We start from the raw sequence: 15,594 nt of genomic DNA on the forward strand, positions 1-15,594 counted from the left end.
AGGGGACTCGTCCCCGAAGGCGATTGGCCGGGTAAGGAGATAATCCAGACGTTATCGCCGCCTGAGCTGACGCCTCGGGGGCAAGTCCCTCCTACAGTGAATTCCCCGCGTTGCGCGTCACCAGCTCCACAAACGCCTTGGCCATGGGCGATTGCTGGTCTTTGCGTTGCACCAGCCACACCGCGCTGGTGGCGGCAGGGTCGAGCAGGGTTCGATAGACCACGCCATCGATGCGCATGCGGCGGTAGGAGGCCGGTAGCACAGTGACGCCCAGACCTGCGGCAACCAGGCCGATGATGGTCATGGCTTCGCCCGCTTCCTGGGTGATCAGCGGGCTGAAACCTGCGGCGCGCGCCAGATCAAGCAGTTGGGCGTATAAACCGCTGCCATAGGAACGCGGGAAGAACACAAAAGGTTCGGCGGCCAGCTCCGCCAGATGCAGGCCGTTTTCGCTGCCCTGGGCCAAACGATGATCGGCGCGAATGATTGCCACCAAGGGCTCATGCAGCAGCTCGACGGCAATCAGCGATTCGGGCAACGGCAGCGGACGCATGATGCCGACCTGCATGGACTGATCCTCAAGCCCGGCCGCCACTTCCTTGCTGCTCATTTCCTGCAATGCCAGATGCACCGCCGGGAAGGCCTGGCGAAAAGCAAAGATCGCCTGCGGGATGCTCGACGTGAACGGTGCCGAAGCCGTAAAACCGATCTTCAGTTCACCCAGCTCGCCCAGTTGCGCACGCCGCGCCACGTCGGCGGCCTTGTCCACCTGCGCCAGCACTAGACGCGCCTCATCAAGGAACAGCCGCCCCGCTTCACTGAGTTCAACGCGCCGGTTGGTGCGGTCGAACAATCGCGCGCCCAGTTCCTGCTCCAGCGCTTGAATCTGCTGGCTCAACGGCGGTTGCGAGATTCCCAGCAATTGCGCGGCGCGACCGAAGTGCAGCTCTTCGGCGACGGCGATGAAGTAGCGCAAATGGCGTAATTCCATGAGCCTTCCATTAGGTCGTTTTAGATATCAAACAGGTCGAACAATATATTGGAAAGAATCATTAGCGGGCTATATTCTTTTTCATCATCGCCTGCCCAATCGTCCCCGAGGTCCATTGTGAATCCTGCTGTTGCCCCATCCGACACTGCGTCCACGCCTATCCAAGCGGCTGTTCCGCTGGGCAACACCTACATCGAAAAAGACACGCCGATGTTCATGCGCACAGTGTTGGCCTTATTCTCCGGCGGGTTCGCGACCTTCGCGCTGCTGTACTGCGTGCAACCGATGATGCCGGTGTTGTCCCGCGAGTTTTCCATCAATGCCGCGCAGAGCAGCCTGATTCTCTCGGTTTCCACGGCGATGCTCGCCCTTGGCCTGCTGATCACCGGGCCGATTTCCGACCGACTCGGGCGCAAGCCGGTGATGGTGTTGTCGCTGTTTTCCGCAGCGATCTTCACCCTGGCCAGCGGCATGGTGCCGAGCTGGGAAGACGTGCTGATTACCCGGGCACTGGTGGGTTTGTCCCTGAGCGGGCTGGCAGCGGTGGCCATGACCTACCTCAGCGAAGAGATTCACCCCAATCACATTGGCCTGGCGATGGGCCTGTATATCGGCGGCAACGCCATCGGCGGCATGAGCGGTCGAGTGATTACCGGTGTGCTGATCGATTACGTCAGCTGGCACGCAGCGATCATGGTGGTTGGCGGACTGGCGTTGATTGCGGCGGCGGTGTTCTGGAGGATCCTTCCGGAATCGCGCAATTTCCGCGCCCGCTCGCTGCATCCGCGCAGCCTGCTGGAAGGCTTCGTCGTGCAGTTCCGCGACGCCGGCCTGCCGCTGCTGTTTATTGAGGCGTTCCTGCTGATGGGCAGCTTCGTGACCATGTTCAACTACATCGGCTATCGCCTGCTGGCCGAGCCTTACCATCTGAGCCAGGCGGTGGTCGGGCTGTTTTCGGTGGTATACCTGTCGGGGATCTACAGCTCGGCGAAAATCGGTTCACTGGCCGACAAGCTGGGCCGTCGCCGAGTGTTATGGGCGGTGATCGTGATGATGCTGGTCGGCGTCAGCCTGACCATGTTCACCCCGCTGCCGGTGGTAATTGTCGGCGTGTTGCTGTTCACATTCGGCTTCTTCGGCGCGCATTCGGTGGCCAGCAGCTGGATCGGCCGCCGCGCGATCACCGCCAAGGGGCAGGCATCATCGCTGTATCTGTTCAGTTATTACGTAGGATCGAGCGTCGCCGGGACCGGCGGGGGCGTGTTCTGGCATTACGCAGGCTGGAACGGCATCGGCCTGTTCATCGGCGCGCTGCTGCTGGTGGCCCTGGCCGTGGCATTGCGCCTGGCCAAGTTGCCGCCGTTGGTGGTGAGAGCGCAGATTTAAGGTGGTCTTCGGCAAAAAATGGCCTGTGCAGACTGTGTGGGAGCGAGCTTGCTCGCGAAGGAGCAGTTACTTCCAGCGCATTCGCGGCGCCTGAAATATTGCCTTCGCGAGCAAGCTCGCTCCCACCTGTCTGGAACAATCAGCCGTGATACTGCGCCGACAGCTCATGCACCGCTTCGATGAACGCGCCAGCGCGGGCCGGGTCGACTTCCGGGGTGATGCCGTGGCCAAGATTGAAAACGTGACCGTTGCCGCTGCCGTAGCTTTCGAGGATGCGTGACACTTCGGCACGAATCGCTTGCGGGCTGGCGTACAGCACGGACGGATCCATGTTGCCTTGCAGCGCGACTTTGCCACCCACGCGACGGCGGGCGTCACCGATGTTGGTGGTCCAATCCAGGCCCAGCGCTTCGGCGCCAGTATCGGCCATGCTTTCCAGCCACTGACCGCCACCTTTGGTGAACAGGATCACCGGCACTTTGCGCCCGTCGTTCTCGCGGATCAGACCGTTGACGATCTTCTGCATGTAAGCCAGCGAGAATTCCTGATAGGCCGCGTCGGAAAGACTGCCGCCCCAGCTGTCGAAAATCTGCACAGCCTGCGCGCCAGCAAGGATCTGGCCGTTGAGGTATGAAGTCACCGACTGCGCCAGCTTGTCCAGCAACAGGTGCATGGCCTGGGGATTTTCGTAGAGCATGGCTTTGGACTTGCGATGGTCTTTCGACGAGCCGCCTTCGACCATGTACGTGGCCAGCGTCCACGGGCTGCCGGAAAAACCGATCAAAGGTACGCGACCGTTAAGCTCGCGGCGGATGGTGCTGACAGCATCCATCACATAGCCGAGGTCTTTTTGCGGGTCCGGGATCGGCAAGGCTTCGATTTCAGCCAGGGTATTGACGGTTTTCTTGAAGCGCGGACCTTCGCCGGTCTCGAAATACAGTCCCAACCCCATGGCATCAGGGATGGTCAGGATGTCGGAAAACAGAATCGCGGCATCCAGCGGATAGCGATCCAGCGGTTGCAGCGTGACTTCGCAAGCGAACTCCGGATTCATGCACAAGCTCATGAAATCGCCGGCTTTGGCGCGGCTGGCGCGGTATTCAGGCAAGTAGCGGCCGGCCTGGCGCATCATCCAGACAGGGGTCACATCTACGGGTTGCTTGAGCAGGGCACGAAGGAAACGGTCGTTCTTCAAGGCAGTCATGTCGGCATCCGCAAAAAAAGTGCGGGCATTTTCTCAGACACAGACGCAAAAGGCACGGCAAGAGCCGTGCCTTTTATCTATCGTGGCGATTTGTCGCATCGTAGGACCGGCTTTAGCCGGGAAGAGGTCGGTACATCCAATGCATCTTCTGCGTCAGAAATGCCGCCCTCCCGGCTAAAGCCGGTCCAACAGGGCGTCGTTAAACGCCCAGATAATCCAGAATCCCTTCCGCCGCATTGCGGCCTTCGAAGATTGCGGTCACGACCAGATCGGAGCCGCGCACCATGTCGCCACCGGCGAAGATTTTCGGGTTGCTGGTCTGGTGCTTGAATTGCGCCTGTTCCGGGGCGATGACGCGGCCCTGGCTGTCGGTCTGGATGCTGAACTGCTCGAACCATGGCGCCGGGCTTGGGCGGAAGCCGAACGCGATGACCACGGCGTCAGCCGGGATAATCTCTTCGGAACCCGGAATTGGTTCAGGGCTGCGACGGCCGCGCGCATCAGGCTCGCCAAGACGGGTCTCGACAACTTTCACGCCTTCGACCCGGTCTTCACCGACGATGGCGATTGGCTGGCGGTTGTAGAGGAACTTCACGCCCTCTTCCTTGGCGTTCTTCACTTCCTTGCGCGAGCCAGGCATGTTGGCTTCGTCGCGACGATAAGCGCAGGTCACCGACTTGGCGCCCTGGCGGATCGAAGTCCGGTTGCAGTCCATGGCCGTGTCACCACCGCCGAGCACCACAATCTTCTTGCCCTTCATGTCGACGAAATCTTCCGGCGACTTTTCGAAGCCCAGATTGCGATTGACGTTGGCGATGAGGAAGTCGAGTGCGTCGTGCACACCCGGCAGGTCTTCACCGGCAAAACCGCCCTTCATGTAGGTGTAAGTGCCCATGCCCATGAACACCGCATCGTATTCTTCGAGCAGCTGATCGATGGTGACGTCCTTGCCGACTTCGGTATTGAGGCGGAACTCGATACCCATGCCGGTGAACACTTCACGACGATGGCTCAGCACGGTTTTTTCCAGCTTGAACTCGGGAATACCGAAGGTCAGCAGACCACCGATTTCCGGGTTCTTGTCGAAAACCACCGGCGTCACGCCGCCACGCACCAATACATCGGCGCAACCCAGGCCCGCAGGACCGGCACCGATAATGGCAACGCGCTTGCCGTTGCGCACGACTTTGGACATGTCTGGACGCCAGCCCATGGCGAACGCCGTGTCGGTGATGTATTTCTCCACCGAACCGATGGTCACCGCGCCGAAACCGTCGTTCAGGGTGCAGGCACCTTCACACAGACGATCCTGCGGACACACCCGGCCGCAGACTTCCGGCAAGGTGTTGGTCTGGTGCGACAGCTCGGCGGCGGCCAGGATATTGCCTTCGGCAACCAGCTTGAGCCAGTTGGGAATGAAGTTGTGTACCGGGCACTTCCACTCGCAGTACGGGTTACCGCAACCCAGGCAACGGTGGGCCTGATCGGCGGACTGCTGGGGTTTGAAGGGTTCGTAGATTTCCACGAACTCTTTCTTGCGCTGCCGCAACAGTTTCTTCTTCGGATCTTTGCGCCCGACATCGAGGAATTGAAAGTCGTTACTTAGACGTTCAGCCATTTGGAGCCTCTTCGCAGCAGCTTCAAGCGACACGCTTCAAGCTGCAAGAAATCAAATTCTGTTCACCCCACGGAGTTGCAAGCTTGTCGCTGAAAGCTTGCAACTCGTGGCTGCTTTTATTGCGGGTTCGCGCGGGTGCTGGAGAGCAACGATTTGAGCGTCGCAGCCTTGGGCTTGACCATCCAGAAGCGGCGCAGGTAATCGTCGAGGTTTTCCCAGACGTTACGGCCCCACTCGCTGTCGGTTTCCTCGACATACTCGGCCAGAACTCGCTCCAGGTGGCTGCGATAGGCTTCCATCGACTCGCCGCTGATGCGCTGGATTTCCACCAGTTCGTGGTTGACCCGGTCAACGAAGGTGTTGTCCAGGTCCAGCACGTAGGCGAAACCACCGGTCATGCCGGAGCCGAAGTTGTAGCCAGTCTTGCCCAATACGCAGACAAAGCCCCCGGTCATGTATTCGCAGCAGTGATCGCCGGTGCCTTCCACGATGGTGTGGGCGCCGGAGTTACGCACTGCGAAGCGCTCGCCCGCCGTACCGGCCGCGAACAGCTTGCCGCCGGTAGCGCCGTAGAGGCAGGTGTTGCCGATGATGGCGCTGTCCTGAGTCTTGAACGGGCTGCCTTTGGGCGGAACGATGACCAGTTTGCCAGCGGTCATGCCTTTGCCGACGTAGTCGTTGGCGTCGCCTTCCAGATACATGTTCAGGCCACCTGCGTTCCACACGCCAAAGCTCTGCCCGGCCGTGCCCTTGAAGCGGAACGTGATCGGTGCCTTGTTCATGCCCTGGTTGCCGTGCAGCTTGGCGATTTCGCCGGAGATCCGCGCGCCGATGGACCGGTCGCAGTTGCAGATGTCCATGGCGTACTCGCCGCCGCTCATGCTTTCGATGGCCGGTTTGGCCAGCTCCACCATGCGCTCGGCCATCAGACCTTTGTCGAACGGCGGATTGCGCTCCACGAGGCTGAATTGCGGCTTGTCAGCCGGAATGTGATCGCTGCCCAACAGCGGCGTCAGGTCCAGGTGCTGCTGCTTGGCGGTTTCGCCCGGCAGGATGTCGAGCAGATCGGTACGCCCAATCAGCTCTTCCAGGGAACGCACGCCCAGTTTGGCCAGCCATTCGCGGGTTTCTTCGGCCACGTAGGTGAAGAAGTTGATCACCATGTCGACGGTGCCGATGTAGTGATCCTTGCGCAGCTTCTCGTTCTGGGTCGCAACACCGGTGGCGCAGTTGTTTAGGTGGCAGATCCGCAGGTATTTGCAGCCCAGGGCGATCATTGGCGCAGTACCGAAACCGAAGCTCTCGGCGCCGAGAATGGCCGCCTTGATCACGTCGAGGCCGGTTTTCAGGCCGCCGTCAGTCTGGACCCGAACCTTGCCGCGCAGGTCGTTGCCGCGCAGGGTCTGGTGGGTTTCGGCCAGGCCGAGTTCCCACGGTGCGCCCGCGTATTTGATCGACGACAGCGGCGATGCGCCGGTACCGCCGTCATAACCGGAAATGGTGATCAGGTCGGCATACGCCTTGGCCACACCCGCAGCAATCGTCCCGACGCCGGCTTCTGCCACCAGCTTGACCGAAACCAGCGCAGCGGGGTTGACCTGCTTGAGGTCGAAAATCAGCTGCGACAAGTCTTCGATGGAATAGATGTCGTGGTGCGGCGGCGGCGAAATCAGCGTCACGCCCGGCACTGCATAACGCAGCTTGGCGATCAGACCGTTCACTTTACCGCCCGGCAGTTGCCCGCCTTCACCCGGCTTGGCGCCTTGCGCAACCTTGATCTGCAACACATCGGCGTTGACCAGATACTCAGGCGTAACGCCAAAGCGGCCGGTGGCGATCTGTTTGATCTTGGAGCTGCGAATCGTGCCGTAACGGGCTGGATCTTCGCCGCCTTCACCGGAGTTCGAGCGCGCGCCCAAGCGGTTCATGGCTTCGGCCAGCGCTTCGTGAGCTTCTGGCGACAGCGCGCCCAGGGAAATACCTGCCGAGTCGAAGCGCTTGAGGATTTCGCTCAGCGGTTCCACTTCGTCGATGGACATCGGTGTTTCGAGGGTCTTGACCTTGAACAGGTCGCGAATCATCGAAACCGGACGGTTATCCACCAGCGCGGTGTATTCCTTGAACTTGCTGTAGTCGCCTTGTTGCACGGCAGCTTGCAGGGTGCTGACCACGTCCGGGTTGTAGGCGTGGTATTCGCCGCCGAACACGAACTTGAGCAGGCCGCCTTGCTGGATCGGCTTGCGCGGGCTCCAGGCTTCGGCGGCCAGGGCTTTCTGCTCGGCTTCCAGATCGACGAAACGTGCGCCCTTGATGCGGCTTGGTACGCCACGGAAACTCAGGTCGCAGACCGCTTCGGACAGACCGATGGCTTCGAACAGTTGTGCGCCACGGTACGACGTGATGGTCGAAATACCCATCTTCGACAGGATCTTGAGCAGACCTTTGGTGATGCCTTTGCGGTAGTTCTTGAACACCTCGTAGAGGTCGCCCAGCACTTCACCAGTACGGATCAGGTCGCCCAGCACTTCGTAGGCCAGGAACGGATAGACGGCCGACGCGCCGAAACCGATCAACACCGCGAAATGGTGCGGATCGCGGGCCGTTGCGGTTTCAACCAGGATATTGCTGTCGCAGCGCAGGCCTTTTTCAGTCAGGCGGTGATGCACAGCGCCTACAGCCAGCGAAGCGTGAGCCGGCAACTTGCCCGGCGCGATATGACGGTCGGTCAGGACGATCTGGGTCCGACCGGCGCGCACGGCTTCTTCAGCCTGATCGGCGATGTTGCGCACCGCTGCTTCGAGGCCGATGTGTTCGTCGTAGTTGAGGTCGATGATCTGCCGCTCGAAGCCCGGACGCTCCAGGGTCATCAGCGAACGCCACTTGGCCGGGGAAATGACCGGCGAGCTGAGGATCACGCGGGAAGCGTGCTCTGGCGATTCCTGGAAAATGTTGCGCTCGGCACCGAGGCAGATTTCCAGGGACATGACGATGGCTTCACGCAGCGGGTCGATCGGCGGGTTGGTGACCTGCGCGAACTGCTGACGGAAATAGTCGTAAGGCGAACGCACACGATGCGACAGCACGGCCATCGGCGTGTCATCGCCCATGGAGCCGACTGCTTCCTGGCCTTGTTCGCCCAGCGGACGCAATACCTGGTCGCGCTCTTCGAAAGTGACCTGGTACATCTTCATGTACTGCTTGAGCTGGTCGGCATTGTAGAAAGCCGAACCATGGTCGTTGTCTTCGATGGTCGCCTGGATACGCAAAGCGTTCTTGCGCAGCCATTGTTTGTACGGATGACGCGACTTCAAGCGGTTGTCGATGGCATCGGTGTCGAGGATCTGGCCGGTTTCGGTGTCCACGGCAAAGATCTGACCTGGACCGACACGGCCCTTGGCGATGACGTCTTCCGGCTTGTAATCCCACACGCCGATTTCCGACGCCAGGGTGATGTAGCCATTCTTGGTGGTCACCCAGCGCGCCGGGCGCAGGCCGTTACGGTCGAGCAGGCAGACCGCGTGGCGACCTTCGGTCATCACGACGCCAGCCGGGCCGTCCCACGGCTCCATGTGCATGGAGTTGTACTCATAGAACGCCCGCAGATCGGGGTCCATGGTCTCGACGTTCTGCCACGCAGGCGGAATGATCATGCGTACGCCACGGAACAGGTCGATGCCGCCGGTGACCATCAGTTCGAGCATGTTGTCCATGCTCGACGAATCGGAGCCGACGCGGTTGACCAGCGGGCCCAATTCATCGAGGTCCGGCATCAGTTCGTTGGCGAACTTGGTGCGCCGGGCCTGAGCCCAGTTGCGGTTACCGGTAATCGTGTTGATCTCGCCGTTGTGGGCGAGGAAGCGGAACGGCTGCGCCAACGGCCATTTCGGCAAGGTGTTGGTCGAGAAACGCTGGTGAAACACGCAAATCGCGGTTTGCAGGCGCTCGTCGCTCAGGTCCGGGAAAAATGCCGTCAGGTCGCGCGGCATCATCAGACCTTTATAGATGATGGTCTTGTGGGAAAAGCTGCAGATGTAGTGATCGGTATCTTCAGCGTTGGCCACCGACGAACGGCGACGGGCGCTGAACAGCTTGATGGCCATTTCCTGATCGCTCAGGCCTTCACCGCCGATGAACACCTGCTCGATTTTCGGCAACCGCTCCAGAGCCAGACGACCCAGCACGCTGGTGTCGATCGGCACCTGACGCCAGCCGATCAAGGTCAGACCGGCAGCGAGGATTTCGCGATTCATGTTTTCGCGGGCGGCATCAGCCCTGGCGTCGTCCTGATTGAGGAACACCATGCCCACGCAATATTGACCCGGCAGCTCGTTACCAAAGTGCTCTTTGGCAATGGCGCGCAGGAATGCGTCTGGCTTCTGAATCAACAGCCCGCAGCCGTCGCCGGTCTTGCCGTCAGCGTTGATCCCACCACGGTGGGTCATGCAGGTCAGGGCTTGGATAGCCGTCTGCAACAGGTGATGACTGGGCTCGCCTTGCATATGGGCGATCAGGCCGAAACCACAGTTATCCTTGAATTCATCTGGATGGTACAGACCTGCTTTCATAGACACTTTCTCACCAGGCTGCCTCTATTCGAGGCAAATTTCTTTTCAATTCAACCAGTTACCTCTCGCGCTGAACGTACGCCAGCTTAGCGGGAGCAAAAGGGAGGTCATTGTACACACCGACACAAGGCGTCACAAATTTAACGACGAACAGGCGTAAATTCGTGTCGCATTTCTGAAGGTTTATAGCGAGATGTTGTGCTAGTCAAAGTCTTTTTTGTGAGATTGACCGAGGCACCCTGAAAACACGATGCGCCTGCAACGCAGACAGCACAAGGCGCGCTGCCAACTGGCAGCACGCTCAAGCGTTAAAACAGGGTTGCTGGGTGAGCGGCCTGGATAAAGCCGCTGCGACTTCAGCGAGTTGCGCCAAGCTCCTGTTGGATGCTGGCGACAGTACGAGGCCAAGGTTTACCAGCCTGAACCTTGGCTGGCAATACCTTGATGGCTGCCAGGGCGGCAGCACGATCAGAAAAGTTACCGAAAGTGATCACATACAGCGGCTTGCCCTGCAGCGTTTTCTTGAAGTAGCGATACTCGCCGCCCTGCTCGGCCACGAACGCCTGAGCGGTGGCTTCGGAGCTGGTACCCAGAATCTGCACGACATAATGGCCTGGAGCCTGGCCGCTGTACCAGTTGCCGCCGGCAGCCGGTTTTGCAGCCGCAGTGGCTGGCGCTGGTGCGGCAGGTTTGGCTGCTGGCTTGGCCGTGGCGACCTGCGCAGGCGGCGGCGTTGGCACTGCGGCAGGCTTGGCTACCGGAGCCGCTGGTTTAGGCGCAGCAACCGCGGCTGCCGGAGGCGGCGCGATGGAAGAACGTGGCGTAGCTCCCGCCGCTACACCAGCAGGCGGCGCGGTGGTGGTAACGGTCGGCGGCTGAGCGGCCGACGAAACCGGCACGCCGTCATCGTCGCCATCACCCGAACCTGCCGCTTCAGCCAGAGGACCGCGCATGACCGGCTGCGAGTTTCCGCCCAGCGGTAACGGCACAGGCTGCGAGTTGCCGGCGAATTCGATTGCCGGTGCGCCATTGTTCGATTGCTGTGTCGCAGGCTTGCCCTGCCCCAGCGGCAGTTGCGCCTGGGCATTGGCAGGCGCGTTGGCTGGCGCTGTGGTGTTGTTGCCGCGACCAGGAATCAGCACGGCTGCCAATACTCCCACCACGACTACCGCACCCAGAGCCAATACGTGTTTCTTCGGCATTTTGAACCCCATACTTGGACGCTTGACCGCAGTACGACTGGCGATCATCGCTTCAATCATTGAATCTCGAGCAACCTGGTTGATAGCACCTGGCCAACCGTTGGAGTGCTCGTGAATGTCGGTAATCTGCTCGGCCGTGAACAGCTGGATGCCTTGTCCTGCACCGTCCAGCCGCTGCGCCAGGTATTCCCGGGTTTCGTCTTCGGTGTAAGGCTCAAGCTCGATGACGTGAAAGCGCTCACCCTCGACTTCGGAATCGGCACACAGCTGTTCCAGGCGATCAATCAGCGAAGCTTCACCGAACAGGAACACATGCGGACGACCTTCCGGCGTGCCCGCCGCCAGACCCAGCAATGCTTCGAGTGCAGATTCGCCCAGTTGTTCGGCATCGTCCACCAACAAATAGACTTCCTGGCCGGTCAACGCCAATTGCACGACCTGGGCAAGGATGGCGCGCATCTCGGCCTGGGCAACGCTGAGCGCTTGCGCGACCTGACGCAAAACCCCGGCCGCATCGCTGGCGCCACGCGCCGAAACCACGACGCTCTGCACCGATTGCTTGTTGGTGCTCGCCACCAACGCCTGTCGCAGCAAGGTCTTGCCGCTGCCTTGAGGACCGGTAACCGCCAGCAGCAACTGGCTGTAACGCGCCAGATGATGGAGCTGACCCAGTACAGGCTTGCGCTGGGCAGGGAAAAACTTGAAGCCAGGCACCCGCGTTGCAAAGGGGTCATGACTCAACTGGTAATGGCCGAGGAAGGCCTCGTCCGCGTGCAAACTAGTCATGGATTTTTCGTTAACCTCTAAGCTGATCCACGAGAGCGCGGTAATCCGCAACCAGCGTGGCCTGTAATACTTCTTTCGGATATTCGTCAGTGATGACCGCTTCGCCGATCCGGCTCAGCAACACCAGACGCAGGCGACCATCGATCACCTTTTTGTCGATTGCCATATGTTCGAGGAAATTGTCTTCGGTCATGTCTTGCGGCGGCACCACCGGCAGACCGGCGCGCTGGAATAGCCGAATGCCACGGTCACGCTCCTCGGTGGTGATCCAGCCCAGGCGCGAAGACATTTCCAGCGCCATGACCGTGCCTGCCGCAACCGCTTCACCGTGCAGCCAGACGCCGTAACCCATATGGGTTTCAATCGCGTGGCCGAAGGTGTGACCAAGATTAAGCGTAGCGCGCACACCGGACTCACGCTCATCGGCGCCGACCACCAGGGCCTTGGCGGCACATGAGCGTTCGATGGCGATAGTCAGCGCGGCCTGATCCAGCCCGCGCAGGCGATCAACGTTTTCTTCGAGCCAGGTCAGAAACGGCTCATCGCAGATCAAGCCATACTTGATGACTTCCGCCAGACCCGCCGAAAGCTCGCGCTCCGGCAAGGTATTGAGCGTCGTCGTATCGATCAGGACCACGCCCGGCTGATAAAACGCGCCAACCATGTTTTTGCCCAGCGGATGGTTGATGCCGGTCTTGCCGCCCACCGATGAATCCACCTGAGACAGCAGGGTCGTCGGGATCTGGATGAAATTCACCCCGCGCTGGTAGCACGCGGCAGCAAAGCCAGCCATGTCGCCGATCACACCGCCGCCCAGCGCGATAACCGTCGTACGGCGGTCATGGCGGGCAGTGAGCAGCGCGTCGAAAATGGTTTGCAGGGTTTCCCAGTTCTTGAAGGCTTCGCCATCGGGAAGCACGACCGGCAGCACGTTATAACCGGCCAGGGTGCGCGTCAGTCGCTCAAGGTAAAGCGGCGCGACGGTGGCATTGGAAACAATCGCGACCTGTCTGCCGACGATATGCGGCGCAAGCAATTCAGGGCGATCCAGCAATCCTTCGCCAATGTGAATCGGGTAGCTCCGATCGCCAAGCTCGACCTTAAGTGTCTGCATGTGTCCCCACATTGATTACCGAATGGGTGTTCGCGCACGCATCTTGGCGTCCGCGTAAAAAATGGCTTAATGCCATGTCACGACCCTGCTTTTTATGGTCGTCGAGGATAGCGCATTTCCGTCTGCGCTTTAACGGGGAGGAAGCTCTGCCAAGCGCGCCAGGATGTCAATCACCACCATCCGCGGCGGCCGCTCGTCGGTTTCAATCACCACATCGGCGATTTCCCGGTACAGCGGATCACGGATCGCCAACAGGTCGCGCAGCACCTGGGCTGGATTGCCCGTGCGCAGCAAAGGACGATTGCGATCACGCGCCGTGCGTCCGACCTGCTGTTCGACGGACGCGTGCAGATACACCACACGCCCACCGGCATGCAGCGCCTGACGGTTTTCGCTGCGCATGACGGCACCGCCGCCTGTGGCCAGGACGATCCCGTCGCTGTCGCAGAGTTCGGCAATCATCGCCTGTTCGCGGTCGCGAAAGCCGGGCTCGCCTTCCTTGTCGAAAATCCAGGGAATATTCGCCCCCGTCCGCAGTTCAATTTCCTTGTCGGAATCCTTGAACGGCAGTCTCAGCTCTTTGGCCAGCAAACGACCGATGGTGCTTTTGCCAGCCCCCATCGGTCCTACAAGAATTAAATTTCGCACAGAATCAACGACTCACCGCAATCGCCTGGTTGTTCATGATACGCGGAGTGAGAAACACCAACAGCTCGGATTTCGCTTCGGAAACCACATCACGCCGGAAAAGGCGGCCAACATACGGCACATCGCCGAGAAATGGCACCTTGTCGACAACTTTACTTTGCGTATTGGAGAACACGCCACCGATCACGATGGTCTCGCCGTCGGATACCAGCACCTTGGCGTTGACTTCGTTTTTCTTGATCGGCGGTACGCCCAGCACGGTGTTGAGGTAGTCCGGCTCATCCTTGGTGACCTTGACCTCCATGATGATGCGGTTGTCCGGAGTGATCTGCGGGGTCACTTCAAGGGACAGCGAAGCCTCCTTGAACGATACCGACGTCGCGCCGCTGGAGCTGGATTCCTGATACGGGATTTCCGTACCTTTGAGGATTTTCGCGGTTTCCTTGTCAGACGTGACTACTTTGGGCTGGGAGACGATTTCGCCGTTGCCGGTTTTCTCCATGGCGCTCAGCTCAAGGTCGAGCAAGGTGTTGTCGGTCAGGAACGAGATGCCGATCCCGGAAGTGGCACCGGCAGCGCCGAGGTCAACGTACGGTGCGCTGGTGCTTTGGCCGGTCAAGGTGGTCGGCTGGGCTGTCCCGCCGCCCGCCGTGAAGTTGCCGTTGGTACTCGAACCGCCCCATCGCACGCCCAGCGCCTTGTCGTAACCGACCGTCGCTTCGACGATGCGCGCTTCGATCATCACCTGACGCACCGGGATGTCTAGCTGCGAAACGATACGGCGCAGTTCGTCGAGACGATCCTGAGTCTGGTAGGCAATGATGTTGTTGGTGCGATCATCGACGGTGATCGAGCCGCGCTCGTCGGCCTTGGCCTCGGCGCTGGTCACCGACTGGAACAGCTTGGCGATGTCCGCGGCCTTGGCGTAATTCACTTGCAGCAGTTCGCGGCGCAGCGGCGCCAGCTCGGCGATTTGCTTGAGCGATTCCATTTCCTGGCGTTCCCGCGCGGCAATTTCGTCAGCGGGCGCAACCAGCAGCACGTTGCCGATCTTGCGTTTATCCAGGCCTTTGGTTTTCAGCACCAGATCCAGCGCCTGATCCCATGGCACGTTTTGCAGGCGCAGGGTAATCCCGCCCTGAACCGTGTCGCTGGCCACCAGATTGAGGCTGGTGAAGTCCGCGATCAGTTGCAGCACCGAGCGCACGTCGATGTCCTGAAAGTTCAGCGACAGCTTCTCGCCGGTGTAGACCGGTTTTTCCGCGTTGCGCCGATCCAGGTCTTCGTGGGTCAACGGCCGCACGCTGATGGTCAGCTTGTTTTCGGTCTGGTAGGCCGAGTAGTCGAAAGCGCCGGACGGTTCGATGCTGATGCTGGCCTTGTCACCGGAAGCACTGGCATTGACGAACTGCACCGGGGTCGCGAAGTCTTTGACGTCCAGGCGGACACGGAGCCGTTCCGGCAGCTGGGTCTTGGGGAAATCGACGCGAATCTTGCCGCCCTGCTCCTGGATATCCGGGGCGATGCTGGCATCGGTCAGTTCGATGACCACATTGCCTTCACCCAACTCGCCACGCTGGAAATCGACATTCTTCACCGCCTTGCCCACCGGCACGTAAGGCCTGGCCGGTGCAGGAGGCGGGACCGCTACGCGCGCCGCGCCCTGAGCGGTTGAAGGTTGCGATGCCTGGGCAGCCGCCGCGCCCTGACCGATGACGACGAACAGCTTGTTGCCTTCGACTCGCGAACTGTAGGGAGCCAGCGCCGTGAGGTTGATGATGACGCGAGTGCGATCCTTGGTCTCGATGACCACCACGCTGCGCGCGTTGCCTGTGCCCAGGTCATGGGTCTTGGTGGCCAGCTGGCTGGTCACGCCCGGCAGATCCAGGGCAATACGCGCCGGCTGCTCGGTGGTGTAGCCGCGCGGGGCAGGAACGGGAGCATCGAACGTCAGCTTGAGCTCGACCCGGTCACCCGGCAGCGCAGCGACATCCAGCGTTTTGAGGTTGGCAGCCTGGACAATCGGCGACGTTATCGCAATCCATAGCGACACGCCGATAATCGAGAGAATCCTAGTCAT

9 protein-coding genes are annotated in these 15,594 nt (G+C 60.4%); 1 reads left to right on the forward strand and 8 read right to left on the reverse strand.

The features are described 5' to 3' along the window. Positions 1-91: 91 nt before the first annotated feature. The gene (locus AABC73_RS27115; protein WP_341521646.1) at positions 92-991 is read right to left on the reverse strand and encodes a LysR substrate-binding domain-containing protein; all 900 of its coding nucleotides are present in this window, start codon (positions 989-991) and stop codon (positions 92-94) included. Between the two features lie 117 nt (positions 992-1,108). On the opposite strand from AABC73_RS27115, the gene AABC73_RS27120 reads away from it, so the two are divergent. Beyond that, the gene (locus AABC73_RS27120) at positions 1,109-2,377 is read left to right on the forward strand and encodes an MFS transporter (RefSeq protein ID WP_341521647.1); all 1,269 of its coding nucleotides are present in this window, start codon (positions 1,109-1,111) and stop codon (positions 2,375-2,377) included. A 139-nt stretch (positions 2,378-2,516) separates the two neighbouring features. On the opposite strand, the gene hemE is transcribed toward AABC73_RS27120, so the two are convergent. The 7 genes from hemE to pilQ all read right to left on the reverse strand — a co-directional run bounded on the left by hemE (position 2,517) and on the right by pilQ (position 15,594). Continuing rightward, the gene (gene hemE / locus AABC73_RS27125; RefSeq protein ID WP_341521648.1) at positions 2,517-3,581 is read right to left on the reverse strand and encodes a uroporphyrinogen decarboxylase; all 1,065 of its coding nucleotides are present in this window, start codon (positions 3,579-3,581) and stop codon (positions 2,517-2,519) included. A 199-nt stretch (positions 3,582-3,780) separates the two neighbouring features. After that, positions 3,781-5,199 (reverse strand): FAD-dependent oxidoreductase, encoded by a 1,419-nt coding sequence (locus AABC73_RS27130; RefSeq protein ID WP_065831595.1) that lies wholly within the window; start codon positions 5,197-5,199, stop codon positions 3,781-3,783. Positions 5,200-5,315: 116 nt separating this feature from the next. Further along, positions 5,316-9,764, reverse strand: a complete 4,449-nt coding sequence (gene gltB, locus AABC73_RS27135) for a glutamate synthase large subunit (RefSeq protein ID WP_341521649.1) — start codon at positions 9,762-9,764, stop codon at positions 5,316-5,318. A gap of 356 nt (positions 9,765-10,120) precedes the next feature. Beyond that, positions 10,121-11,752 (reverse strand): AAA family ATPase, encoded by a 1,632-nt coding sequence (locus AABC73_RS27140; RefSeq protein WP_341521650.1) that lies wholly within the window; start codon positions 11,750-11,752, stop codon positions 10,121-10,123. A gap of 10 nt (positions 11,753-11,762) precedes the next feature. Next, positions 11,763-12,866, reverse strand: a complete 1,104-nt coding sequence (aroB, locus tag AABC73_RS27145) for a 3-dehydroquinate synthase (RefSeq protein WP_341521651.1) — start codon at positions 12,864-12,866, stop codon at positions 11,763-11,765. Between the two features lie 129 nt (positions 12,867-12,995). Next, positions 12,996-13,514, reverse strand: a complete 519-nt coding sequence (aroK, locus tag AABC73_RS27150) for a shikimate kinase AroK (protein ID WP_044901649.1) — start codon at positions 13,512-13,514, stop codon at positions 12,996-12,998. A 4-nt stretch (positions 13,515-13,518) separates the two neighbouring features. Continuing rightward, positions 13,519-15,594, reverse strand: coding sequence for a type IV pilus secretin PilQ (gene pilQ / locus AABC73_RS27155; RefSeq protein ID WP_341521652.1), 2,076 nt, complete (start codon positions 15,592-15,594; stop codon positions 13,519-13,521).

The sequence above is a fragment of the Pseudomonas sp. G.S.17 genome (genome assembly GCF_038096165.1).
GTDB lineage: Bacteria > Pseudomonadota > Gammaproteobacteria > Pseudomonadales > Pseudomonadaceae > Aquipseudomonas.